Source organism: Neobacillus sp. C211 (assembly GCF_051842875.1).
GTDB lineage: Bacteria > Bacillota > Bacilli > Bacillales > Cytobacillaceae > Neobacillus.
On the sequence record NZ_JBPXRO010000034.1, the window covers coordinates 1 to 25,314 of the forward strand.

Genomic DNA, 25,314 nt, shown 5'->3' on the forward strand with positions numbered 1-25,314 from the left:
CAGGCAGTGCCTGTTTTTTTTATTATCGTAGAAAACAAATTATACCAAATAAGGTGTGGATTTCCTTGATTTATCCAAAACAAACGATTGATTATTCTGAATGTTTTAAAGACGTATATAATTTTTTAGCATAATGGTAGACAAGGTAACTGTCATTATATAAAATGAAAACGGAGTCAGTTTTTAGAAGAGTTTGAATAGGAGGATGGGAAATGAATATCCATGAGTATCAAGGGAAAGAGATCCTCAGAAAATACGGGGTAGCAGTTCCGAATGGAAAAGTAGCATTCACTGTAGAAGAAGCAGTGGAAGCAGCGAAAGAACTAGGCACACAGGTTTGTGTGGTAAAAGCACAAATCCATGCTGGCGGACGGGGGAAAGCCGGTGGTGTTAAAGTTGCGAAAAACCTTGAAGAGGTTCGTACATATGCAAGCGAAATCCTCGGCAAAACACTTGTAACACACCAAACAGGTCCTGAAGGAAAAGAAGTCAAGCGCCTGCTTATTGAAGAAGGCTGTGACATCAAAAAAGAATATTATGTTGGTTTAGTATTAGACCGTGCTACTTCACGTGTTGTCCTAATGGCATCTGAAGAAGGCGGAACGGAAATTGAAGAGGTTGCTGAAAAGACTCCAGAGAAAATTTTTAAAGAAGAAATTGATCCGGTAGTCGGATTACAGCCATTCCAAGCTCGCCGAATTGCGTTCAATATTAATATTCCAAAAGAATTAATTAATCAAGCTGTAAAATTTATGACCGCTTTGTATAATGCTTATATCGAGAAAGATTGCTCGATTGCAGAAATTAATCCGCTCGTTGTTACAGGTGACGGTAAGGTAATGGCTCTTGATGCAAAATTAAACTTTGACTCAAATGCCCTATATCGTCAGAAGGATGTACTAGAGTACCGTGACCTTGAAGAAGAGGATGCAAAGGAAATTGAAGCATCTAAATATGATTTAAGCTACGTTGCTTTAGATGGAAACATTGGTTGTATGGTTAATGGTGCAGGACTTGCCATGTCAACGATGGATATAATTAAACATTACGGCGGCGATCCCGCAAACTTCCTTGATGTTGGGGGCGGCGCGACAGCTGAAAAGGTTACAGAGGCATTCAAAATTATCCTTTCTGATCCAAACGTAAAAGGTATTTTCGTCAATATCTTTGGTGGAATCATGAAGTGTGATGTTATTGCTGAGGGTGTAGTAGAAGCAGCTAAGCAGGTTGGACTTAGTGTTCCACTTGTTGTTCGCTTAGAGGGAACAAATGTTGACTTAGGTAAGAAAATCCTATCAGAGTCAAGTGTAGACATTATTGCTGCTGAATCCATGGCTGACGGCGCACAAAAAATCGTTTCATTAGTGAAATAGGATCGAAGAAAGGGGAATTAACGTGAGCGTTTTTATTAATAAAGATACAAAGGTTATTGTTCAAGGGATTACAGGATCAACAGCCCTGTTTCATACAAAGCAAATGCTTGAATATGGTACACAGATTGTTGGCGGTACCTCTCCAGGAAAAGGCGGGTTAGAAGTAGAAGGAGTTCCTGTTTTTAACACGGTTAAAGATGCTGTTAGCGCAACTGGTGCAACTGCATCCGTTATTTACGTACCGGCACCATTTGCTGCAGATGCGATTATCGAAGCGGTTGATGCAGAATTGGATCTTGCTATCTGTATCACTGAACATATTCCGGTATTGGATATGGTTAAAGTTAAGCGTTATATGGAAGGTAAAAAGACTCGCTTAGTCGGTCCAAACTGTCCTGGTGTTATTACAGCTGATGAGTGTAAAATCGGCATCATGCCTGGTTATATCCATACAAAAGGCCATGTAGGTGTTGTATCACGCTCTGGAACATTAACATACGAAGCGGTTCATCAATTAACACAAGCCGGATTAGGCCAAACTACTGCTGTTGGTATCGGCGGCGACCCTGTTAACGGAACAAACTTCATCGATGTATTAAAAGCATTTAATGAAGATCCTGAAACATATGCTGTAATTATGATTGGTGAAATCGGCGGTACTGCCGAAGAAGAAGCAGCTGAGTGGGTTAAAGCAAACATGACCAAGCCTGTTGTTGGCTTCATCGGTGGACGTACAGCGCCTCCAGGAAAACGTATGGGACACGCAGGTGCGATTATTTCAGGTGGTAAAGGTACTGCAGATGAAAAAATCCGCGTTATGAACGAATGCGGAATTAAAGTAGCTGACACTCCATCTGTGATGGGTGACACATTAATTGAAGTATTAAAAGAACAAGGTTTGTACGAAAAGTGTAAAACCCACTAATAATTGTGCAACTAGATAATTTCAGATAGTCCCTCAAAAACGAGGGGCTATTTATTCTAATTTTATATCTATAGGGAGGCAAATATTTAAATGGATGAATTCAAAGAAAAACTTATTTCCTTGCTGCATTACCCCAATATCTCCTGGAACACCGTTTTACAAATGCTAAAAAAAGACCCGACACTACAGAACTTATATCAGTTACAAAAGCAATCCCCTCAGCAAACATGCTTATTTCCACCCACTACCACCAATAACCCTTCAGAAAAGTCTTCTAGCGTACCTCTTCATCCTGACATTATTCGCGATCAAATTCGTCAATACAAAACAAATGAGATTACAGTCATTACTATTTTAGATAAGGAATATCCACCATTATTAAAAGAAATATATCAGCCGCCATGGGCACTATTTACCAAGGGTGATCTCTCGCTACTTGAAACAGACCCCAAACTTGCGGTTGTTGGTTCACGGCAAGCGACTCAATATGGGAAAAATGCAATTCGGTTGATTTTTCCAGGTTTAATTGACAAAGGTGTTCTAATTGTTAGCGGCTTAGCACGGGGAATTGATGCCCTCGCACATGAATATGCAATAAAAAATGGAGGAAAAACAATAGCTGTGATTGCTGGTGGTTTCTATCATATCTATCCAAAGGAAAATACGAGCTTAGCCCTAGAAATGATGAAAAACCAGCTAGTTCTTTCGGAATACCCTCCAGATACTAAGCCGCTTAGATGGCATTTTCCATCAAGAAATCGAATTATTAGTGGTTTGTCAAAAGGGACATTTATTATAGAAGCAAAACGAAAAAGCGGATCACTCATCACGGCGAATTTTGCAGTAAATGAAGGAAGAGATGTATTTTCCTTGCCTGGAAGCATTTTTAATCCATATTCTATCGGGGCCAATGAATTAATTCAACAAGGAGCTAAACTTGTAACCGGTGCAGAGGATATTTTAGAGGAAATTAGATAAGACTCTTATCTAAAGAAATTTCGCTTAAAAATCGTTAATTTTGAAGGTTTTTATGAATAAACGGAGAATTTAGCTAAAAAAGGTTGCATTATTTTCTAATTTGTTATACATTTTCCAACAGATGTTCGAAAAAAAGAATATTTGGAAATGGAATAAATAATTTTCATATTAATATATAAAGAAAAACTTGGGATAGGGCAGTTTTGTAAAGTATTTTCTCCGGTCTAATTAGGTAAAACTGGAATTTAGGAAAGCTTCTCAAATGATTAGCACCTTAGAAACAGCATTTGCCAGATTCGGGGCGCTTCTACACTTTCCCTCTTAAGGAGGATTTTTAAATGGCAGATTTTCTTGTAATCGTTGAATCGCCAGCAAAAGCGAAAACGATCGAACGATATTTAGGGAATAAATATAAAGTAAAAGCATCAATGGGACATATTCGCGATTTGCCACGGAGCCAAATGGGGGTCAATGTAGAAAATAGCTATGAACCAAAATATATTACAATCCGCGGAAAAGGTCCTGTTTTAAAAGACTTGAAAACAGCGGCAAAAAAAGCAAAAAAAATCTATCTGGCAGCTGACCCGGATCGCGAAGGGGAAGCAATTGCATGGCATTTAGCCCATAGTTTATCTGTCGATATTAATTCAGATTGCCGGGTGGTTTTTAATGAAATCACAAAAGATGCGATAAAAGAGTCGTTTAAACATCCTCGGCCAATTAATATGGATTTGGTGGATGCTCAGCAGGCTCGTAGGATTCTTGACCGTCTTGTTGGGTATAATATCAGCCCGTTGCTCTGGAAGAAGGTAAAGAAAGGTTTAAGTGCAGGCCGGGTTCAATCTGTTGCCGTCCATTTAATTATTGTTAGGGAAAAGGAAATTAAAGCCTTTGTCCCTGAAGAATATTGGACGATTGATGGAGAATTTTTAAAGGGGAAAGACCATTTTAGTGCCCAATATTTTTCTTTAGCTGACAAAGGAAAATTTGAACTGAAATCTGAACAAGATGTCCAAACCATTTTAAAACAAATGGATGATAATAAATTCAAAGTTGTATCTGTTACCAAAAAAGAAAGAAAGAGGAACCCATCACCGCCCTTCATAACATCATCATTGCAACAAGAAGCAGCCAGAAAACTTAACTTCCGAGCAAAGAAAACGATGATGCTCGCACAGCAGCTTTATGAAGGGATTGAGCTTGGCAAAGAGGGTACGGTTGGTCTCATTACATATATGAGAACGGATTCAACACGGATTTCTGAAGTCGCTCAAACAGAGGCGGCTAATTACATCCGCTCAGAATATGGTGAAGATTATTTAAAAGATGAACAAAGAAAAGAGAAAAAGCAATCGAAGGCCCAAGATGCACATGAAGGGATTCGACCAACCAGTACTTTAAGGGATCCCAATAGTTTAAAAACATTTTTATCAAGAGACCAACTCCGATTATATAAATTAATCTGGGATCGGTTTTTAGCTAGTCAAATGGCTCAGGCCGTCATGGATACAATGAGCGTAGATTTACAAAATGGCAATGTCCTTTTCCGAGCAAATGGCTCAAAAATTAAGTTTCCTGGTTTCATGAAGCTTTATGTTGAGGGATCAGATGACCAAGTGGATGAAAAAGACAGAATGCTTCCTGACCTTAAGGAAGGGGATGAAGTGTTTAAAAAGGATATCGAGCCAAAGCAGCATTTCACTCAGCCACCGCCAAGGTACACGGAGGCAAGACTTGTTAAGACACTTGAAGAGCTTGGTATTGGTCGCCCGTCTACATACGCACCAACCCTTGACACGATTCAAAAGCGGGGCTATGTGGCACTCGATAATAAAAGATTTATTCCAACCGAGCTCGGTGAAATTATCGATGAGTTGATTTTAGAGTTTTTTCCAGATATTCTAGATGTCGAATTTACAGCGAAAATGGAACAGGGCTTAGATAATATCGAAGATGGAAAAGTACCTTGGGTCAATATTATCGATGAGTTTTATCAAGATTTTGAAATTCATTTAAAAAAAGCAGAAGAAGAAATGCAGTCTGTTGAAATCAAAGATGAACCAGCTGGTGAAGACTGTGAGAATTGTGGAAACCCTATGGTTTTTAAAATGGGTCGTTACGGAAAATTTATGGCTTGCAGCAATTTTCCAGATTGCCGAAATACAAAACCGATTGTTAAAGAAATCGGTGTTACCTGCCCTAATTGTAAAGAAGGACAGATCATTGAGCGTAAAAGTAAGAAAAAGCGACTCTTTTACGGTTGCACACAATACCCTGAATGTGAGTTTATCTCTTGGGATAAACCATTACCAAGGGAATGCCCAAAATGTGAAGGGCTGCTTGTTGAAAAGAAATTAAAAAAAGGTGTTCAAGTTCAATGCGTTAATTGTGATTACAAGGAAGAACCGCAAAGTTAAAGTGAGAGTGGGCATAGTCCACTCTCTTCGTTATTTGCATAAAACTTTTTTCTTTTTCATTCGTATAGTACAATGCAAGATGGACTTAAAAGTGGGAAAAGTATTGATAGGTACGTTCACTACCTTTTATTTACATAAAACCATGGTATCTATTAGGAGGATTCTAAATGAAAGATGTCACAATTAACGTAATCGGTGCGGGATTAGCTGGAAGTGAAGCCGCATGGCAGATTGCGAAGCGTGGAGTAAAAGTTCGCTTATATGAGATGCGACCAGTGAAGCAAACACCTGCACACCATACAGATAAATTTGCAGAATTAGTTTGTAGTAATTCATTACGTGCCAACACACTAACAAATGCAGTAGGGGTGTTAAAGGAAGAAATGCGAAAGCTTGATTCCGTTATTATCTCTGCAGCGGATGCTTGTTCTGTTCCAGCAGGCGGTGCGTTAGCTGTTGATCGTCATGAATTTGCCGCCAAAGTAACAAATTTGGTTAAAAACCATGAAAATGTTACGGTTATTAATGAAGAAGTAACTGAAATTCCAGAGGGAACAACAATCATTGCAACGGGGCCGCTGACAAGTCCAGATCTTTCAGAGCAGCTCAAAGGGCTAACCGGTGAGGATTACCTTTATTTTTATGATGCTGCAGCACCGATACTTGAAAAGGAAAGCATAGACCTAGAGAAAGTTTATTTAAAATCCCGCTATGATAAAGGGGAAGCTGCCTATCTTAACTGTCCAATGACTGAAGAAGAATTTAACCGTTTCTATGAAGCGCTTATATCCGCTGAAACTGTTCCAGTAAAGGAATTTGAAAAGGAAGTCTTTTTCGAAGGGTGCATGCCAATTGAAGTGATGGCGTCACGGGGTAAGAAAACAATGCTTTTCGGTCCGTTAAAACCAGTTGGTTTAGAGGATCCCAAAACAGGAAAACGTCCTTTTGCCGTAGTACAACTCCGTCAAGATGATGCCGCGGGCACACTTTTTAATATTGTCGGTTTTCAGACACATTTAAAGTGGGGTGCGCAAAAGGAAGTTATACAATTAATACCGGGGTTAGAAAATGCAGAAATTATTCGATATGGTGTGATGCACCGGAATACATTTATCAATTCTCCCAAGGTACTAAAAGCAACTTACCAATTCCGTAATCGTGAAGATTTATTTTTTGCTGGTCAAATGACTGGCGTTGAAGGATACGTAGAATCTGCTGCTAGCGGTTTAGTTGCTGGTATAAATGCAACGCGTTTAATACAAGGAATGGAGCCACTTGAATTTCCTGAAGAGACCGCGATTGGAAGCATGGCCCGATATATTACTACGACGAACGCTAAAAATTTTCAGCCAATGAATGCTAACTTTGGTTTATTTCCAGAGCTGCCGGTAAGAATTAAAGGAAAGCAGGAGAGGAATTTAGAACACGCAAATAGAGCGTTAGAAACAATTCAGAACTTTGTGAAAGTTTTGTAAAGTTTATTGCAAGGGGATACGAAGTATGTTACGATTTAGTAGCCCTTGCGAGATGAATATTATGACAAATGTGAATGTTTTTTTAAAGTTAATTATTGGGTATTTACAAATAGATTTTAATTACTCAAAATATACACTTGAATCCTAATCAACATGACATCAGTAAAATTTCTTATCTTCATGGTTGAAATAACCCATAAAGTAATGAGGTCAATATTCCAGTTAACATAGTCAGTTTTCATAACTTTCATGTAAATGGTAGTTCACTGTTACATACTTATCTGCGAAGTAATGTGAACAGAAATCACTCCAAAGGGAGGCTCATCTTAATGAACCAATTTCATGCGACAACGATTTTTGCAATTCATCATAATGGTGAATATTCTATGTCAGGTGATGGACAAGTGACATTTGGTAATGCGGTAGTGATGAAGCACACAGCGAGAAAAGTAAGAAAGATATTTAATGGAAAGGTATTAGCAGGTTTTGCAGGTTCTGTTGCAGATGCTTTTACTCTTTTCGAACTGTTCGAGGGAAAATTAGAAGAATTTAACGGAAACCTTCAAAGAGCTGCTGTTGAGCTTGCCAAAGAGTGGCGAAGTGACAAAGTGCTCAGGAAGCTTGAAGCGATGCTAATTGTTATGAATCGTGAATATTTACTGCTTGTTTCAGGAACGGGAGAAGTAATTGAACCTGACGATGGAATTCTTGCGATTGGTTCAGGTGGAAATTATGCATTATCTGCTGGACGTGCTCTAAAGAAATACTCAGGAGACCATTTATCTGCAAAGGAAATAGCAAAAGCTTCTTTAGAAATAGCAGCTGAAATATGTGTCTATACGAACCATAACATTATTGTTGAAGAGCTATAACGGGAAGGAGACTAATTATCATGGGAAAAACAACTAATTTAACCCCTCGTCAAATTGTTGAAAAACTTGATCAATATATTATTGGACAAAAGGATGCTAAGAAAGCGGTTGCCGTTGCCTTAAGAAATCGCTACAGAAGAGGATTGTTAAATGAAAAACTTAGGGATGAAATTATCCCCAAAAATATATTGATGATAGGTCCGACTGGAGTTGGGAAAACGGAAATTGCCAGAAGGATTGCCAAAATTGTGGGTGCCCCTTTTATTAAGGTGGAAGCTACTAAGTTTACTGAAGTAGGCTATGTTGGGCGAGATGTAGAATCCATGGTTAGAGATCTTGCTGAAACCTCTGTTCGTTTAGTAAAAGAGGAACGGATGCAAAGTGTGAAGGAACGTGCAGAAGAGAATGCCAACAGCAGGCTAGTTGATTTGCTTGTGCCATCAGCCAAAAAAACGAGTAACTATAAAAACCCGCTAGAAATGTTATTTGGAGGCGGGAATACATCAACTGAGCCAGAAACACATCAAGAGGATTATTCGATTACTGAAAAACGAAAAATTGTCAAAGAGAAATTAGCACTTGGTCAACTAGAGGATGAAATCGTTACGGTTGAAGTAGATGAGCAAGCTCCATCCATGTTTGATATGCTGCAAGGCTCAGGGATTGAACAAATGGGAATGAATATGCAGGATGCCCTAAGCAGCTTTATGCCCAAAAAACGCAAAAAGCGAAAATTGACTGTCCGTGAAGCTCGCAAGGTGCTGACAAGTGAAGAGGCTTCTAAGCTTATTGATATGGATGAAGTAAATTCTGAGGCCGTTTATCGTGCGGAACAAGCTGGTATTATTTTTATCGATGAGATTGATAAAATCGCTAGTAAAAATTCGGGAGGCTCTTCTGCAGATGTATCCAGAGAAGGGGTCCAAAGAGATATTTTGCCTATAGTTGAAGGTTCAACAGTAGTGACCAAATATGGGTCAGTAAAAACAGACCATGTATTATTTATTGCTGCTGGAGCATTTCACATGGCGAAACCTTCCGATTTAATTCCAGAACTTCAAGGGCGTTTCCCAATTCGTGTAGAACTAACAAAGCTAACGGTGGAAGATTTCTTCAGAATCTTAATCGAACCAGATAATGCCCTTATTAAGCAATATCAGGCATTATTGGAAACAGAAGGTATACAAATTGAATTTTCTGACGATGCTATTCGTAGAATAGCCGAAGTTGCATTTGAAGTGAATCAAAATACAGACAATATTGGTGCAAGACGTCTTCATACGATTCTCGAAAAGCTTTTAGAAGACTTATCTTTTGAAGCTCCAGAAATTTCGATGGAGAAGATAACAATTACACCACAGTATGTCGACGATAAACTTGGTGCTATTTCGAAAAATAAAGATTTAAGTCAGTTTATCTTATAAAAATGAATGTCTGATAATCCCATGTATGAAGAAATGTTCATTTTTTAAATACCCTAAAATGTAGTATTTGAAGATTAATTAATAATTTAATAATGGTTGTAGTTATTAGGAGGAAGAAACAGATGGATTTACTTACAAAAACGAGAAAAATTAATGTTTTATTACAAAAAGCAGCGGGAAAGCCAGTTAACTTTAAGGAAATGTCGGTCACTTTAAGTGAAACGATTGAAGCAAATGTGTATATTGTTAGCCGTCGTGGTAAACTTTTAGGGTTCTCTATTCATCAGCAAATTGAAAATGAAAGAATGAAAAAGATGTTTGAGGATCGTCAATTCCCTGAGGAATATACAAATGGTCTATTTAATATTCAAGAAACATCATCAAATCTTGATATTGAAAGCCAATATACTGCTTTTCCAATAGAAAACAGAGATTTATTTAAAGAAGGTTTAACTACGATTGTTCCAATTATTGGCGGCGGGGAACGCCTTGGCACGTTAATTCTTGCAAGATTACAAGAAAAGTTCCACGATGATGATCTAATCCTTGCAGAATATGGTGCAACAGTTGTAGGTATGGAGATTTTACGAGAAAAGTCTGAAGAAATTGAAGAAGAAGCTAGAAGCAAAGCAGTGGTTCAAATGGCTATTAGTTCATTATCATATAGTGAACTTGAAGCGATTGAACATATCTTTGAAGAATTAAATGGCCGTGAAGGCTTATTGGTTGCTTCGAAAATAGCTGATCGTGTTGGTATTACTCGTTCTGTTATCGTTAATGCACTAAGAAAACTTGAAAGTGCAGGGGTAATTGAATCACGTTCACTAGGGATGAAAGGAACATATATCAAAGTTTTAAATGATAAGTTTCTGATGGAACTTGATAAATTAAGATCAAATTAATCATAACTAATCCCCAGCTAACTGGGGATTTTGTTTTTTTATTAAACTAATGCTTGATTGTTATTATTACATATGCTATATTATTTCATGGTGTTAATACACACGCTCATTGATTTAATCAGATGGTGCTGTTCATAACAGTTTCTGTTTAAAGATGAGGTGAGCGGAGGAAAACAAACCATTAGGAGGAAAAATCATGTCAGTCATTTCTATGAAGCAATTGCTTGAAGCTGGTGTACACTTCGGACACCAAACTCGCCGTTGGAACCCTAAAATGAAGAAATATATCTTCACAGAGCGTAACGGTATCTATATCATTGACCTTCAAAAAACAGTTAAAAAAGTTGAAGAAGCTTATAACTGGGTAAAGGAACTTGCTGGTAACGGCGGAACAGTTCTTTTTGTTGGTACAAAAAAACAAGCTCAAGATTCTGTTAAAGAAGAAGCGGGCCGTTCTGGTATGTACTATGTTAACCAACGTTGGTTAGGTGGTACTTTAACAAACTTTGAAACAATTCAAAAGCGTATTGGCCGCTTAAAAGATATCGAAAGAATGTCTGAAGACGGAACTTTTGAAGTATTACCTAAAAAAGAGGTTGTTCAATTAAAGAAACAACAAGAGCGTCTAGAGAAATTCTTAGGCGGCATCAAAGATATGAAACAACTTCCAGATGCACTTTTCATTATTGACCCTCGTAAAGAGCGTATCGCGGTTGCAGAAGCTAAGAAATTGAACATTCCTATCGTAGGTATTGTTGATACAAACTGTGATCCAGACGAAATCGATGTAGTTATTCCTGCGAATGACGATGCGATTCGTGCGGTTAAGCTTTTAACAGGTAAAATGGCAGATGCTATCCTTGAAGCTAAACAAGGTGAAGAAGTACAAGTTCAGGCTTAATTAAATCAAAAGGTGATAAGAGGGAGACCCTTTATCACCTTTTTTTAAAGAAGGTTTTTATTGGAAAGTTTTAGAATAGCTGTCATTGGCTAAGATATGGATACATAGTAAAATAAAGGAGGAATTTACATTATGGCAATTACTGCTCAAATGGTTAAAGAACTACGTGAAAAAACTGGTGCAGGTATGTTGGATTGTAAAAAAGCACTAACTGAAACTGATGGAGATATGGACAAAGCAATTGATTTCTTACGCGAAAAAGGGATTGCATCTGCTGCTAAGAAGGGTGACCGTATTGCTGCAGAAGGTTTAACTTATGTTGTAACTGAAGGTAACGATGCAGTTATTCTAGAAGTAAACTCTGAAACTGACTTTGTTGCGAAGAATGAAGCGTTCCAAGCTCTTGTAAAAGATCTAGCTGCACATCTTCTAAAGAACAAGCCTGCAACTGTTGAAGAAGCATCTGCTCAAACGATGGAAAATGGTGCAACTGTTGCAGATCATATCAATGCATCTATTGCTAAGATTGGTGAAAAATTAACACTTCGCCGCTTTTCTGTTACATCAAAAACAGACAATGATGCATTTGGAGCATATATTCATATGGGTGGCCGCATTTCTGTCCTATCAGTACTTGAAGGTACAACAGATGCGGATGCTGCGAAGGATGTTTCAATGCATATTGCTGCACTAAAACCAAAATATGTTTCTCGTGACGAAGTTTCTCAAGAAGAAGTTGAGCATGAGCGTCAAGTATTAACACAACAAGCACTTAACGAAGGCAAGCCTGCAAAAATCGTTGAAAAAATGGTTGAAGGCCGTCTTGGAAAATATTTTGAAGATGTTTGTGTACTTGATCAAACTTTCGTTAAAAACCCTGATCAAAAAGTACGTCAGTTTGTTGAATCTAAGGATGCTACAGTCCGTGAGTTCGTCCGTTACGAAGTCGGAGAAGGTATCGAAAAACGTGAAGATAACTTTGCTGAAGAAGTTATGAATCAAATTAAAAAATAATCAAAAACTATTCTCTAACATAAAAACAAAATAGTTTTAAGGGAATGTTAATGAAATAGTTTTTAAATAGGGGACACGGTGTGTTCCCTTTTTTAAAAAGAATTAATTACATAATGGAGGTTTATATGAGCGGTCCTAAGTACAAACGCGTAGTATTAAAGTTGAGCGGAGAAGCACTTGCAGGTGAATCGAGCTTTGGAATTAAACCTTCTGTGATCAAATCGATTGCCATTCAAGTTAAAGAAATAGCAGAGCTTGGAGTAGAAGTTGCTGTCGTTGTCGGTGGCGGTAACATTTGGCGCGGAAAAATTGGCAGTGAAATGGGTATGGACCGGGCAACTGCAGATTATATGGGGATGCTTGCAACGGTTATGAATTCTTTAGCACTGCAAGATAGTTTGGAGCACTTAGGAATTGAATCACGGGTGCAAACCTCTATTGAAATGCGCCAGGTGGCTGAGCCTTATATTCGACGCCGTGCAATTAGGCATTTAGAAAAAAAACGGGTAGTCATTTTTGCGGCGGGTACAGGAAATCCATATTTCTCAACGGATACAACCGCTGCACTCCGAGCAGCGGAAATCGATGCTGAAGTAATCTTAATGGCAAAGAATAATGTCGATGGAGTGTATTCTGCAGACCCTCGATTAGATGCAAATGCTACTAAATATGAAGATTTGTCTTTCTTAGATGTTCTTAAAGAAGGATTAGCAGTTATGGACTCTACTGCCTCCTCCTTATGCATGGACAATGATATTCCATTGATTGTTTTCTCGATTATGGAGCAGGGGAATATTAAACGAGCCGTTATGGGGGAAAAAATAGGAACAATTGTTAGGGGGAAACATTAATGCCAAAACAAGTCATCTCTACTATTAAAGATCGTATGACAAAAGCGATTCAGTCATATTCGCGTGAGCTTGCCAGCATCCGTGCGGGGAGAGCAAGCGCTTCGTTATTGGACAGAATTACTATTGATTATTATGGTGCACCAACACCTGTCAACCAAATGGCTGGAATTTCAACACCTGAAGCTAGGCTTATTGTAATTCAACCATATGATAAATCCACCCTTGGGGATATTGAAAAAGCAATTCTTAAATCTGATTTAGGATTAAATCCTACCAACGACGGAATGGTAATCCGTCTTGCTATTCCACAATTGACTGAGGAGCGCCGCAAGGAGTTAGTAAAATTGGTCAAAAAGGAATCAGAAGAAGCGAAGGTAGCTATCCGTAATATCCGTCGAGATGGTAATGACGAATTAAAGAAGCTTGAGAAGAATGGTGAAATTACTGAGGATAGTCTTCGCGGTCATTCGGAGGATATCCAAAAACTTACCGACGAATTTATTAGTAAAGTTGATCAAATTACTAAAGACAAAGAAAAGGAAATTTTGGAAGTTTAATTAATGGCTGTGTTAAAACTAAATGTTGATTTTAAAACTCTGTTGATTGGAGCGGAATGCGCGAGACTCCTGCGGGAGTACGGGGCAGGGGAGACCCCACAGGTGCGTAGCGCCGAGGAGGCTCCCCGGCACGCCTGCGGAAAGCGAAGCGCATGGAGCGGAAATCAACAGACAAATTTAACACGCCTAATTAATAAATAAGAACCCTCTGTTTAGGGGGTTTTTCACTATTTTATTATGTAATTTGGGGATTTTTGATTGTTCCCTCAAAGTTGTCTGAACATTATTCTTAATCTCTGTTTTTTTACATAAGTTAAATATTAGAGATATCTTTTTGCTTTTTTGGTATGATAAAAACATGCTACCCCGAAATGTCCATTACATAACAACACACATGCTTCAATGGAATTGATATATGATTTAATTTTCGGAGGAAATGATTAACTAATTGGAGGAGCAATGTTATGTTTAATAAATTAAGGCTTGGGAAGAACCGAAATAACACTTCCACACTCCGAAATAAAATAGAGAAAATAAAAAAATCGCCTGTTCCTGAGCATGTGGCAATTATTATGGATGGCAACGGACGTTGGGCTAAGAAACGGGCATTACCACGTATTGCTGGTCACCATGAGGGCATGAAGGTTGTTCGGAAAACAACGAAATTAGCAAATGAGCTTGGCATTAAAACCTTAACATTGTATGCTTTTTCAACTGAGAATTGGAAAAGGCCAAAAAATGAAGTCGAATACATTATGAGTTTGCCTGATGAATTTTTAGGAACATTTTTGCCGGATTTAATTGAGGAAAATGTTCAAGTGAAAATGATGGGCTATAAAAATCAACTTCCAGTACATACACTGCGTGCAATAGAAAAAGCTATAGAAGAAACAAAAAATAATGATGGATTAGTATTAAACTTTGCATTAAATTACGGGAGCAGGGCTGAGATTCTTGATGCTGTGAAGCAAGTCTTAAATGACAGCAAAAGTGGTAAACTAAACGAGACGGAGTTAGACGAAAAGGTCTTTTCCTCCTACTTAATGACTGCTAATTTTACAGACCCAGATCTTTTAATCCGTACTAGTGGTGAAATCCGCTTGAGTAACTTTATGCTTTGGCAGTTGGCTTACTCAGAGTTTTGGTTTACAGATGTCTTATGGCCAGACTTTAATGAAGAACATTTACTTGAAGCAATTGAAACATTCCAGAATCGGCAGCGCCGGTTTGGTGGCATATAGAACAACAAAGGTGTTGAAATATTAGATGAAGCAAAGAATCATAACAGGAGTCATTGCAGCTGCACTATTTTTACCAATTGTCTCTTATGGTGGATTTCCACTTGTAATATTAACCTATTTTTTAGCGACAATCGGATTGTATGAGTTATTAAAAATGAAAAAACTTACTATTTTTTCGGTTAATGGTGTGTTAGCACTTTTATTTCTGTGGGTGTTGCTCTTTCCTGAAAAATATTATCCCATATTCGATTCCTTTTATTATTCAAAAATAGAGATATGTATTGCATTAATTCTTTTGTTATTAACTTACACCGTTATTACCAAAAATCAATTTACATTTGAAGACGTTTCTTTTTCTATCCTATCAGCCATTTATGTAGGTATTGGCTTTTACTTTTTCTTTGAAACGAGGCAGGATGGGGGACTTGTCTATATTTTGTATTCTTTATTTATGATTTGGGCTACTGATTCAGGTGCTTATTTTATTGGAAAAGCTCTTGGTAAAACAAAGCTATGGCCCGAAATTAGCCCGAATAAGACAGTTGAAGGGTCGATTGGCGGAATCGCCTGTGCAGTTGTTGTGGCTGTCATATTTGTACTCCTCTCAAACATTAACGTCGGTCTTTTAACTTTAATGGGAATTACAATCGTCCTTTCCGTTTTTGGACAAATTGGTGACTTAGTTGAATCAGCCTTTAAGCGTCATTTTAATGTCAAAGATTCTGGTACAATCTTGCCAGGTCATGGTGGAATTCTTGATCGATTTGACAGCCTATTATTTGTTTGGCCCTTGTTACATTTTTTTCACCTTTGGTAATAGAGCGCGTGCGCTTCACATTTAGGAGTTGACTTTTTATTGAAAACCATTAGCTTATTAGGTGCAACCGGATCGATAGGAACCCAAACCTTAGATATTATCCGTGAGCATCCATCTGACTTTACATTAGCAGCCTTTTCTGTGGGTAAAAATATCGAGTTGGCTCGAAAAATGATTGTTGAATTTCAGCCTGAGCTTGTTTCTGTACAAGACTATCATGACTGTAATACATTAAAAGCAGAATTTCCTAATATTAAATTCACTTTTGGTCAGGAAGGACTAATCGAGACAGCAGTTTATGAAAAAGCCGATATTCTTGTCAACGCAGTTCTTGGAAGTGTGGGGTTAAACCCGACTTTACAAGCGATTGAATGTGGGAAGATAATCGCTATTGCCAATAAAGAAACACTGGTTACTGCAGGTCATTTAGTTATGGATGCGGCTAAAAGAAATAATGTACCACTCCTTCCGGTCGATAGTGAACATTCTGCCATTTTTCAAGCCTTGCAGGGGGAAAAGGAGAAAAACATTGAAAGATTAATTCTAACTGCTTCCGGCGGGAGCTTTCGTGACCTCTCTAGGCAAGAATTGAAAAATGTTACCGTGGAGCAAGCACTAAACCATCCAAATTGGTCGATGGGGGCAAAAATCACAATTGATTCGGCATCAATGATGAACAAAGGTTTAGAAGTAATTGAAGCTCATTGGCTTTTCAATATGCCATATGAAAAAATTGATGTACTGCTTCATAAAGAAAGCATCATCCATTCAATGATTGAGTTTCACGATAGCAGTATCATTGCTCAGCTTGGAACACCAGATATGAGAGTGCCGATTCAATATGCGCTCACCTATCCTGATCGTTTGCCATTGCCTTCATCAAAACGTTTGGATCTGGCAAGGATTGGGAAATTGCATTTCGAGGAAATGGATGCCGCGAGATTCCGCTGTCTTGGTTTTGCTTATGAGGCTGGGAAAAAAGGTGGATCGATGCCAACGGTATTGAATGCAGCGAATGAAGTGGCCGTGGCAGCTTTTCTAGAAGGGAAAATTCGGTTCTTGCAGATTGAAGATTTGATTGAGAAAGCCCTAACCGCCCACCAAATCACGGAACACCCTAGCCTAGCTTCAATCCAAGAGATAGACAAAGAAACAAGAGATTATGTTCATTCACTCCTGTAAGAATAACGGAAGCGCAAGTAAAAGAATCTCTCTTATCCTGAAAAAAAGGTGGTTTTATTTTGACTACAGTTATTGCCTTTATAGTGATTTTTGGCGCACTCGTATTCTTTCATGAATTAGGTCATTTGATTTTCGCAAAAAGGGCTGGTATTTTATGCCGTGAATTTGCAATTGGTTTTGGCCCAAAAGTATTTTCCCATAAAAGAGCGGAGACAACCTATACCATTCGGTTACTTCCGATTGGTGGATTTGTGCGCATGGCTGGCGAAGACCCGGAAATGATTGAAATAAAGCCTGGTTATCGTATTGGCTTGTTGTTTGATAAGGATGAAAAAGTAAATAAAATCATCTTAAATAAAAAAGAGAAATTTCCTAATTGTCGGATCGTTGAAGTGGAATATGCTGATATCGAAAAGGATTTAGTTATTAAAGGATTTCCTGAAGATGAAGATGAAGTATTAAAAACCTTTATCATTGACCCAAAAGCAGTCATCGTGGAAAATGGAATCGAGTCACAGATTGCTCCAATTGACCGTCAATTCGGATCAAAAACATTAGGACAAAGAACAATGGCTATTTTTGCTGGTCCGATGATGAATTTTGTACTTGCATTCATTTTATTTATTATTATTGCTTTTATACAGGGGGTACCTACGAATGAACCTAAGTTAGGTGAAATAACTCCTGATGGGGCAGCGATGGCTGCTGGTCTTAAAAAAGGTGATCTTATCCAGACGATTAATGGTTCAGAAATTTCGAGTTGGTCTGATGTAGTGGAGGTCATTCGGAAAAATCCAAATGAAAAGCTCGAATTTTCTATTCGCCGTGACAAAAAGGATTTAGATATCACGGTAACCCCAATTGAAAAAACGGTTGAAGGAAAGAAAATTGGGCTTATTGGTGTTTATAGTCCTGTTGAAAAGTCTCCTATTCAAGCAATTAAGGCAGGTTTCACAGAAACCTATTTTTGGACGAAACAGATTTTTGTAATGGTTGGTAAATTAGTCACTGGCCAATTTTCAATTGATGCACTTTCTGGTCCTGTTGGTATTTACCAAGCAACAGATTCTGTAGCTAAATCGGGTATTTATTATTTAATGAAATGGGCAGGGATTTTAAGCATTAACTTAGGTATTATGAACTTATTACCTATTCCCGCTCTTGACGGTGGAAGATTAATGTTTTTTGCTGTCGAAGCTGTTAGAGGCAAGCCAATAGACCGTCAAAAGGAAGGTATGGTTCATTTTATAGGATTCGCCCTCTTAATGCTGCTCATGCTTGTTGTAACTTGGAATGACATTCAAAGGTTTTTCTTATAGTATGTAATCTTTAATTTATTTTGGGGGCCGTTAAATACGGTCCCTATTCTATTTTTAAAGAAAACTAATTAACTAAAATGGAGAAATTTTTCTGTCGAATAAAGCCGAATCATTTTGAGTCATATGATATAATTACTTTTTGACGAGATAAAAAAAGCGATATTTAATAGATGGGAGAGAGAACGATGAGCGAACATGCCCTAGGCAAAAAAGAGCGATTCCAACTCTTGCTCCAGCAGCTGCAATTGATCGAGGATGCTGTTGTAGTGCATTTCAACAATGCGCAAATTGAAAGGTTATTAGTTGAAAAAAAAGCTAGAAAGTGGCATTTTCAATTTTTATTCGAAAATATACTTCCCTATAATGTTTATGTAATGTTTACGTCACAGCTTGAACGGACATTTTCAAACATTGCAACGATTTCCTTCCATATAAATGTAACAAATCAAATTATTTCACCGGAATTATTACGAGATTATTGGAGTTATAGCATTCAGCAAATTGATGGAATTGCTCCGCCGCTTTTAAAACTATTACATGAACAACTTCCCGAAGTGAACGGTAATAAGCTTACAATTTCAGTTCGTAATGATACTGAGGGACAAGCACTAAAGCGGAAATATGGCGAGACGATCGCTAAAATCTATCAATCATTTGGATTTCCCAATTTATCGATTGAGACAGTAATAAAAAGTAACGAGAAAAATGAAGAATATCAACAATTTCTTCTTGCAAAGCAAAAGGAGGATCAAGAACGCGGACTTCAAGCAATGGTTGAATTGCAGAGAAAAGAAGCTGAAAAGGATCAGGCATCTGGTGATCTTCCATCTGGACCGCTTACTATTGGTCTTACCATTAAGGATAATAATGACTTCCGAAGTCTGATTGATATTGTTGATGAAGAAAGAAGAATAGCTGTAGAAGGGTTTATCTTTGATGCGGAAATACGTGAACTCAGGAGCGGCCGTTCCCTGCTGACCTTCAAAATAACTGATTACACAAGCTCTATTATGGTAAAAATGTTTTCACGTGATAAAGAGGATGCAGCCCTGTTCCAGCTTGTCAAAAAAGGAATGTGGGTAAAAGTTCGAGGCAGCATTCAGAATGATACCTTTGTTCGTGACCTCGTGATGATTGGAAATGATATTAATGAAATTAAGCCTGTTGGCCGAAAGGATACTGCACCCGAAGATCAGAAGCGTGTAGAACTCCATCTTCATACACCGATGAGTCAAATGGATGCAGTCACTCCTGTTAGCACACTGATTGCACAGGCAAAAAAATGGGGACATAAAGCAATTGCAGTAACCGATCACGCGGTTGCACAATCATTCCCTGAAGCGTATGGTGCTGGGAAGAAAAATGATATTAAAATTCTCTATGGGGTTGAAGTAAATTTAGTAGATGATGGGGTGCCAATTGCCTATAATGACGCACATCGTCAACTAGCTGAGGATACCTATGTTGTATTTGACGTTGAAACTACGGGACTATCAGCGGTGTACAATACAATTATTGAGCTTGCTGCTGTGAAAATACATGACGGGGAAATCATTGACCGCTTCGAATCCTTTGCCAATCCTCATCACCGTTTATCGGCAACAACAATCAACCTCACTGGAATTACCGATGATATGGTCCAAACCGCTCCAGAAATTGAGGAAGTTCTACGGAATTTTAGTGATTGGGCGGGTGATGCTGTTCTTGTAGCCCATAATGCTTCCTTTGATATGGGTTTCCTCAATGTCGGATATAGAAAAATAGGCTTTGAAAAGGCTAGGAATCCTGTTATTGATACACTTGAACTTGGAAGATTTCTTTATCCAGAGATGAAAAACCATCGTTTAAATACACTAACTAAGAAGTTTGATATTGAATTAACCCAACATCACCGCGCCATTTATGATGCAGAGGCAACCGGTTATCTACTTTTGAAAATGTTAAAGGATTCCCTCGAAAAAGGAATTGAATACCATGACCAGTTTAATGATAATATGGGGAAAGGAAATGCCTACCAACGGGCACGTCCCTATCACTGTACACTTTTAGCCCAAACACAAGCGGGATTAAAAAACCTTTTTAAACTCGTATCTATATCACACCTTGAATATTTTTATCGAGTTCCTAGATTACCAAGATCTGTTTTGCAAAAATACAGGGAAGGGATTTTAGTTGGCTCCGGTTGTAATAAAGGTGAGGTATTTGAAGGGATGATGCAAAAATCCCCAGAGGAAGTGGAAGGTGCTGCCCGTTTTTATGATTATCTTGAAGTCATGCCGAAAGAAGTAAATGCACCGTTGATTGAAATGGAATTGGTGAGCGATGAAAAAGCAATGGAAGATATTATTGCGAAAATCATTACGCTTGGTGATAAATTAGGATTGCCAGTTGTTGCAACTGGAAATGTCCATTATCTTAATGAAAATGATAAAATTTATCGAAAAATATTAATTAATTCCCAGGGTGGAGCTAACCCGCTAAATCGCCATGAACTTCCCGATGTTCACTTTAGGACAACCAATGAAATGCTTGATGCTTTTTCATTTTTAGGAAAAGAGAAAGCAAAAGAAATTGTTGTAACTAACACGAATAAAATTGCGGATATGATTGAAGTCATTAAACCAATTAAAGACGATTTGTATACACCGAAAATTGAAGGCGCCGATGAAGAAATGCGTGAAATGAGTTATTCAATGGCGCGGAGAATTTACGGTGACACCTTGCCGGAAATTGTGGAAGCCAGGTTAGAAAAGGAATTGAAAAGTATTATTGGGCATGGATTTGCTGTTATTTATCTAATTTCTCATAAGCTTGTTAAAAAGTCCTTGGATGATGGTTACCTTGTAGGCTCAAGGGGGTCTGTTGGTTCATCACTTGTAGCAACAATGACAGAAATTACCGAGGTAAATCCACTACCACCGCATTATGTGTGTCCAACCTGTAAACATTCAGAGTTTTTTAATGATGGTTCTGTCGGTTCAGGTTTTGATTTACCTGATAAGGATTGCCCGCAATGTGGCGGGAAATACCATAAGGACGGACACGATATTCCGTTTGAAACGTTCCTTGGTTTCAAAGGGGACAAAGTTCCCGATATCGATTTAAACTTTTCTGGTGAATACCAGCCGAGGGCCCATAATTATACAAAGGTCCTGTTTGGTGAGGATAATGTATTCCGCGCTGGGACGATTGGTACAGTCGCAGACAAGACCGCTTTTGGATATGTTAAAGCATATCAACAGGATAACAATCTACAACTGCGTGGTGCCGAAGTAGAGCGCCTTGCTTCAGGCTGTACGGGTGTTAAAAGAACAACGGGTCAACATCCAGGTGGTATTATTGTTATACCTGATTACATGGATGTTTATGATTTTTCACCGATTCAATTCCCGGCAGATGATAGGAATTCAGAATGGAAAACAACACATTTCGATTTCCATTCCATCCATGATAATGTCTTGAAGCTAGATATCCTCGGACATGATGACCCGACCGTGATTAGGATGCTTCAGGACCTGAGCGGAATGGATCCGAAAACAATCCCTACAGATGATCCTGAAGTCATGAAAATCTTTAGCGGGACCGAGTCATTAGGCGTAACAGAAAAGCAGATCATGTGTAAAACTGGAACACTTGGTATTCCAGAGTTTGGAACTCGATTCGTTCGGCAGATGCTTGAGGATACGAAACCAACAACGTTCTCTGAACTTGTTCAAATATCGGGGTTATCACATGGTACCGATGTATGGCTTGGGAATGCCCAAGAATTAATCCATAATAAAACATGTAATCTTAGTGAAGTTATTGGCTGTCGTGATGATATCATGGTCTACCTTATTTATCAGGGACTGGACCCATCCTTTGCTTTTAAAATTATGGAATCAGTTCGTAAGGGTAAAGGCTTAAGCGAAGAAATGGAAGCAGAGATGCGGAAAAACGAAGTTCCAGAATGGTATATCGATTCTTGTAAGAAGATTAAATACATGTTCCCAAAGGCCCATGCTGCTGCATATGTACTTATGGCAGTTAGAATTGCATATTTCAAGGTACATCTGCCGCTCCTTTATTACGCCGCTTATTTTACTGTCCGCGCGGAAGACTTTGACATTGAAGCAATGTCGCGCGGTTCAGAATCGATACGTGCAAAAATAGAAGAAATAAATGCAAAAGGGCTAGAAGCATCTAACAAAGAAAAAAACTTATTAACGGTTTTGGAACTAGCACTTGAAATGACTGAAAGGGGCTTTGTTTTCCAGAACTACGATTTATATAAATCTTCATCATCCGAATTCATCATTGAAGGCAATACCTTAATACCGCCGTTTAATTCGATTCCAGGCTTAGGAACGAATGCGGCCTATAATATTGTTAAGGCAAGGGAATCAGGAGAATTTTTATCCAAAGAAGATTTACAGCAACGAGGAAAGGTATCCAAGACTATCCTTGAATATTTAGACAAGCAAGGATGCCTATCATCCCTTCCAGAGCAAAACCAGCTTTCTCTGTTTTAACTTGGATTATCATCTAGCTCCAGCGCCTAGGGGCTCGAGTCATAAGCCAATCTCTTCGGAAGGCAAAAAGCGCCTTCTGTCAGCGCTTGTCTTATGCTGGTCGCCCCTGATCAAGGCGCTTACGCTTTTGGGCGCTATTTGCATTAAAATGTTGGTTATGGTATAGTTTTATTGGAAATACTAAGAAATACTCTCGTGATCAAGAGTGGGGAAACCCGCTCTTTCGTTTTTGTATAAATCTTTTTTCTTAGTAACTTGATAAAACTCTCCGTGAACTACATACAATATGGGTGAAATTTTCGGAAAAGGAGGTAAAGGCATGAGCAAGGTAACGGAAGTTGTAGAAGAGCTGGCTACGCCTATTTTTCAAGAGCTTGGTTTGGAATTAGTGGAAATTGAGTATGTGAAGGAAGGAAAAAGCTGGTTTCTTCGCGTATATATCGATAAAGACAACGGTGTTGATATTGAGGATTGCGGACTCGTTAGCGAAAAACTCAGCGAAAAACTCGATGAGCTTGATCCGATTCCCCATAACTATTTTCTTGAAGTTTCTTCACCTGGAGCAGAGCGTCCATTGAAAAAAGATAAAGATTTCCAAAAGGCAATAGGTAAAAGTGTCTTTATCAAAACTTATGAACCGATTGATGGGGAGAAAAGCTTCGAAGGGACATTATTAGAATTTGATGGTCAACATTTAAAAATCGAAATGAAGATTAAAACCCGGAAGAAGACAATTGAAATTCCCTATGAAAAAGTAGCCAACGCGCGATTAGCTGTTACTTTTTCGTAATGAAATTATAGATGAAGGATAGGGGGATACAAAAAGATGAGCAGCGAATTATTAGATGCTCTTACAATACTGGAAAGAGAAAAAGGTATTTCCAGAGATGTTTTAATTGAAGCGATCGAAGCAGCTCTTGTTTCGGCATATCGCCGAAATTTCAATCAAGCCCAGAATGTTCGGATTGATTTAAATTTACAGACAGGATCAATGCGCGTTTTTGCTAGAAAAGAAGTGGTCGATCAAGTATTTGATCCTCGTCTCGAAATTTCCTTAGAGGATGCGAGACAAATCACACCAAATTACCAAGTTGAAGATATTGTTGAAATGGAAGTTACACCCAAGGACTTTGGGCGGATTGCAGCTCAAACTGCCAAGCAAGTGGTTACTCAACGTGTAAGAGAAGCAGAACGCGGAATTATTTATTCGGAATTTATTGACCGTGAAGAAGATATTATGACTGGTATTGTTCAAAGACTCGATTCTAAATTTATTTATGTAAGTCTCGGGAAAATCGAGGCATTATTACCTGTAAACGAGCAAATGCCAAATGAACGTTATAAGCCTCATGATCGAATTAAAGTTTTTATTACAAAAGTTGAAAAGACCACCAAGGGGCCGCAAATATTCGTATCTCGAACACATCCTGGTCTCTTAAAACGTTTGTTTGAAATTGAAGTTCCTGAAATTTATGATGGAACCGTTGAAATTAAGTCAGTTGCCCGTGAGGCAGGGGATCGCTCGAAGATTTCTGTCCACTCGGATAATAATGAGGTAGATCCAGTTGGGTCTTGTGTTGGACCTAAGGGTGCGAGGGTTCAAGCGGTAGTTAATGAATTAAAGGGTGAAAAAATCGACATTGTTAAGTGGTCAGCGGACCCAGTAGTGTTTGTGGCAAACTCACTTAGTCCCTCAAAAGTATTAGATGTTATGGTTAACGAGAATGAAAAAGCAACAACAGTTGTAGTTCCTGATTATCAGCTTTCATTAGCAATCGGGAAACGAGGACAAAATGCCCGCCTAGCAGCAAAACTAACAGGCTGGAAAATTGATATTAAATCAGAAACTGAAGCACGTGAGATTGGAATTTATCCACGTGAAGAAACCATTAGGCTTTTTGATGATCAAGTTGAAACTGATTTCGATTATGAAGAAGAGTTGGACTAAAAAGTGAGGTGAATGATGAATGAACAATCAGAAAAAAGTTCCTATGCGCAAGTGTGTTGCAACCGGTGATATGAAACCGAAAAAAGAACTTGTTCGCATCGTTCGCTCAAAGGAAGGGGAGGTATCCATCGACCTGACGGGGAAGAAATCCGGAAGGGGTGCCTACCTTTCAAGGGACAAGGAAGCTGTCTTACTTGCCAAGAAAAAAAATACCCTATCTAATCACTTACAGGTTTCTATAAATGATTCGTTATACGAAGAGCTACTTGAGCTTATAGAGAAGGAGAATTGACAATCCAAATGAAACAAAATCAATGGATGTCATTGCTTGGCTTGGCCAATCGAGCACGCAAAATCATATCAGGTGAGGAGCTTACCGTGAAGCAGATTCAAAGCGGAAAGGCGCATCTCATTTTATTATCCGCAGATGCTTCTGCAAATACGACAAAAAAGATTACTGATAAGTGTAATTCGTATGAGGTTCCATATAAAATTGTGGAAAATCGTCATCTTCTTGGTCAAGCAATTGGCAAGGAAGCCCGCGTTGTTGTAGCTGTTCTGGATGATGGATTTGCCAAAAAAATGGTAACGTTGCTCGATTAAATCT

General features: G+C 38.5%; 21 protein-coding genes. All 21 read left to right on the forward strand.

Annotated features, from left to right (window positions below):
* Positions 1–212: 212 nt before the first annotated feature.
* On the forward strand, positions 213–1,373 hold the full coding sequence (gene sucC, locus ACSU6B_RS24095; RefSeq protein ID WP_410888819.1) for an ADP-forming succinate--CoA ligase subunit beta: 1,161 nt from the start codon (positions 213–215) through the stop codon (positions 1,371–1,373).
* Positions 1,374–1,395: 22 nt separating this feature from the next.
* Positions 1,396–2,298 (forward strand): succinate--CoA ligase subunit alpha, encoded by a 903-nt coding sequence (sucD, locus tag ACSU6B_RS24100; RefSeq protein ID WP_215000356.1) that lies wholly within the window; start codon positions 1,396–1,398, stop codon positions 2,296–2,298.
* A gap of 90 nt (positions 2,299–2,388) precedes the next feature.
* The gene (gene dprA, locus ACSU6B_RS24105; protein ID WP_410888821.1) at positions 2,389–3,276 is read left to right on the forward strand and encodes a DNA-processing protein DprA; all 888 of its coding nucleotides are present in this window, start codon (positions 2,389–2,391) and stop codon (positions 3,274–3,276) included.
* Between the two features lie 338 nt (positions 3,277–3,614).
* Positions 3,615–5,693 carry a type I DNA topoisomerase gene (topA, locus tag ACSU6B_RS24110; protein ID WP_410888823.1) on the forward strand — a complete coding sequence of 693 codons (2,079 nt, stop codon included), beginning with the start codon at positions 3,615–3,617 and terminating at the stop codon, positions 5,691–5,693.
* Positions 5,694–5,860: 167 nt separating this feature from the next.
* Positions 5,861–7,168 (forward strand): FADH(2)-oxidizing methylenetetrahydrofolate--tRNA-(uracil(54)-C(5))-methyltransferase TrmFO, encoded by a 1,308-nt coding sequence (gene trmFO, locus ACSU6B_RS24115; RefSeq protein WP_410888824.1) that lies wholly within the window; start codon positions 5,861–5,863, stop codon positions 7,166–7,168.
* Positions 7,169–7,497: 329 nt separating this feature from the next.
* Positions 7,498–8,040, forward strand: coding sequence for an ATP-dependent protease subunit HslV (hslV, locus tag ACSU6B_RS24120; RefSeq protein ID WP_088086376.1), 543 nt, complete (start codon positions 7,498–7,500; stop codon positions 8,038–8,040).
* Between the two features lie 20 nt (positions 8,041–8,060).
* Positions 8,061–9,464, forward strand: a complete 1,404-nt coding sequence (gene hslU, locus ACSU6B_RS24125) for an HslU--HslV peptidase ATPase subunit (protein ID WP_168242770.1) — start codon at positions 8,061–8,063, stop codon at positions 9,462–9,464.
* 122 nt (positions 9,465–9,586) lie between these two features.
* A complete protein-coding gene (gene codY / locus ACSU6B_RS24130; RefSeq protein WP_168242771.1) occupies positions 9,587–10,366 on the forward strand; it encodes a GTP-sensing pleiotropic transcriptional regulator CodY in 780 nt (259 codons plus the stop codon).
* Positions 10,367–10,562: 196 nt separating this feature from the next.
* Positions 10,563–11,267, forward strand: coding sequence for a 30S ribosomal protein S2 (gene rpsB, locus ACSU6B_RS24135; RefSeq protein ID WP_088086379.1), 705 nt, complete (start codon positions 10,563–10,565; stop codon positions 11,265–11,267).
* Between the two features lie 132 nt (positions 11,268–11,399).
* Complete coding sequence (gene tsf / locus ACSU6B_RS24140) at positions 11,400–12,281, forward strand: translation elongation factor Ts (RefSeq protein ID WP_410888827.1); 882 nt, start codon at positions 11,400–11,402, stop codon at positions 12,279–12,281.
* A 125-nt stretch (positions 12,282–12,406) separates the two neighbouring features.
* Complete coding sequence (gene pyrH / locus ACSU6B_RS24145) at positions 12,407–13,132, forward strand: UMP kinase (RefSeq protein WP_168242772.1); 726 nt, start codon at positions 12,407–12,409, stop codon at positions 13,130–13,132.
* Complete coding sequence (gene frr, locus ACSU6B_RS24150; RefSeq protein WP_215000366.1) at positions 13,132–13,689, forward strand: ribosome recycling factor; 558 nt, start codon at positions 13,132–13,134, stop codon at positions 13,687–13,689. The genes pyrH and frr overlap by 1 nt, the downstream gene beginning before the upstream one ends.
* Before the next feature lie 464 nt (positions 13,690–14,153).
* Positions 14,154–14,930 (forward strand): isoprenyl transferase, encoded by a 777-nt coding sequence (locus tag ACSU6B_RS24155; RefSeq protein WP_410888831.1) that lies wholly within the window; start codon positions 14,154–14,156, stop codon positions 14,928–14,930.
* 25 nt (positions 14,931–14,955) lie between these two features.
* Positions 14,956–15,747, forward strand: coding sequence for a phosphatidate cytidylyltransferase (locus ACSU6B_RS24160; RefSeq protein WP_410888833.1), 792 nt, complete (start codon positions 14,956–14,958; stop codon positions 15,745–15,747).
* A gap of 39 nt (positions 15,748–15,786) precedes the next feature.
* Positions 15,787–16,929, forward strand: coding sequence for a 1-deoxy-D-xylulose-5-phosphate reductoisomerase (gene dxr, locus ACSU6B_RS24165; RefSeq protein ID WP_410888835.1), 1,143 nt, complete (start codon positions 15,787–15,789; stop codon positions 16,927–16,929).
* A gap of 59 nt (positions 16,930–16,988) precedes the next feature.
* Positions 16,989–18,248, forward strand: a complete 1,260-nt coding sequence (gene rseP / locus ACSU6B_RS24170) for an RIP metalloprotease RseP (RefSeq protein ID WP_410888837.1) — start codon at positions 16,989–16,991, stop codon at positions 18,246–18,248.
* Between the two features lie 185 nt (positions 18,249–18,433).
* A complete protein-coding gene (locus ACSU6B_RS24175; protein WP_410888838.1) occupies positions 18,434–22,759 on the forward strand; it encodes a PolC-type DNA polymerase III in 4,326 nt (1,441 codons plus the stop codon).
* A gap of 319 nt (positions 22,760–23,078) precedes the next feature.
* Complete coding sequence (gene rimP, locus ACSU6B_RS24180) at positions 23,079–23,549, forward strand: ribosome maturation factor RimP (protein ID WP_098933006.1); 471 nt, start codon at positions 23,079–23,081, stop codon at positions 23,547–23,549.
* 36 nt (positions 23,550–23,585) lie between these two features.
* Positions 23,586–24,707, forward strand: a complete 1,122-nt coding sequence (gene nusA / locus ACSU6B_RS24185; RefSeq protein WP_410888839.1) for a transcription termination factor NusA — start codon at positions 23,586–23,588, stop codon at positions 24,705–24,707.
* A 19-nt stretch (positions 24,708–24,726) separates the two neighbouring features.
* On the forward strand, positions 24,727–24,999 hold the full coding sequence (gene rnpM, locus ACSU6B_RS24190) for an RNase P modulator RnpM (RefSeq protein WP_088086390.1): 273 nt from the start codon (positions 24,727–24,729) through the stop codon (positions 24,997–24,999).
* A gap of 8 nt (positions 25,000–25,007) precedes the next feature.
* Positions 25,008–25,310 carry a YlxQ family RNA-binding protein gene (locus ACSU6B_RS24195; RefSeq protein ID WP_088086391.1) on the forward strand — a complete coding sequence of 101 codons (303 nt, stop codon included), beginning with the start codon at positions 25,008–25,010 and terminating at the stop codon, positions 25,308–25,310.
* Positions 25,311–25,314: the final 4 nt, after the last annotated feature.

Excerpts from the sequence above, each read along its gene's own strand:
- sucC (WP_410888819.1), top strand. The coding sequence starts at position 213 with ATGAATATCCATGAGTATCAAGGGAAAGAGATCCTCAGAAAATACGGG.
- dprA (WP_410888821.1), top strand. The coding sequence starts at position 2,389 with ATGGATGAATTCAAAGAAAAACTTATTTCCTTGCTGCATTACCCCAAT.
- topA (WP_410888823.1), top strand. The coding sequence starts at position 3,615 with ATGGCAGATTTTCTTGTAATCGTTGAATCGCCAGCAAAAGCGAAAACG.
- trmFO (WP_410888824.1), top strand. The coding sequence starts at position 5,861 with ATGAAAGATGTCACAATTAACGTAATCGGTGCGGGATTAGCTGGAAGT.
- hslV (WP_088086376.1), top strand. The coding sequence starts at position 7,498 with ATGAACCAATTTCATGCGACAACGATTTTTGCAATTCATCATAATGGT.
- hslU (WP_168242770.1), top strand. The coding sequence starts at position 8,061 with ATGGGAAAAACAACTAATTTAACCCCTCGTCAAATTGTTGAAAAACTT.
- codY (WP_168242771.1), top strand. The coding sequence starts at position 9,587 with ATGGATTTACTTACAAAAACGAGAAAAATTAATGTTTTATTACAAAAA.
- rpsB (WP_088086379.1), top strand. The coding sequence starts at position 10,563 with ATGTCAGTCATTTCTATGAAGCAATTGCTTGAAGCTGGTGTACACTTC.
- tsf (WP_410888827.1), top strand. The coding sequence starts at position 11,400 with ATGGCAATTACTGCTCAAATGGTTAAAGAACTACGTGAAAAAACTGGT.
- pyrH (WP_168242772.1), top strand. The coding sequence starts at position 12,407 with ATGAGCGGTCCTAAGTACAAACGCGTAGTATTAAAGTTGAGCGGAGAA.
- frr (WP_215000366.1), top strand. The coding sequence starts at position 13,132 with ATGCCAAAACAAGTCATCTCTACTATTAAAGATCGTATGACAAAAGCG.
- ACSU6B_RS24155 (WP_410888831.1), top strand. The coding sequence starts at position 14,154 with ATGTTTAATAAATTAAGGCTTGGGAAGAACCGAAATAACACTTCCACA.
- ACSU6B_RS24160 (WP_410888833.1), top strand. The coding sequence starts at position 14,956 with ATGAAGCAAAGAATCATAACAGGAGTCATTGCAGCTGCACTATTTTTA.
- ACSU6B_RS24175 (WP_410888838.1), top strand. The coding sequence starts at position 18,434 with ATGAGCGAACATGCCCTAGGCAAAAAAGAGCGATTCCAACTCTTGCTC.
- rimP (WP_098933006.1), top strand. The coding sequence starts at position 23,079 with ATGAGCAAGGTAACGGAAGTTGTAGAAGAGCTGGCTACGCCTATTTTT.
- nusA (WP_410888839.1), top strand. The coding sequence starts at position 23,586 with ATGAGCAGCGAATTATTAGATGCTCTTACAATACTGGAAAGAGAAAAA.
- rnpM (WP_088086390.1), top strand. The coding sequence starts at position 24,727 with ATGAACAATCAGAAAAAAGTTCCTATGCGCAAGTGTGTTGCAACCGGT.
- ACSU6B_RS24195 (WP_088086391.1), top strand. The coding sequence starts at position 25,008 with ATGAAACAAAATCAATGGATGTCATTGCTTGGCTTGGCCAATCGAGCA.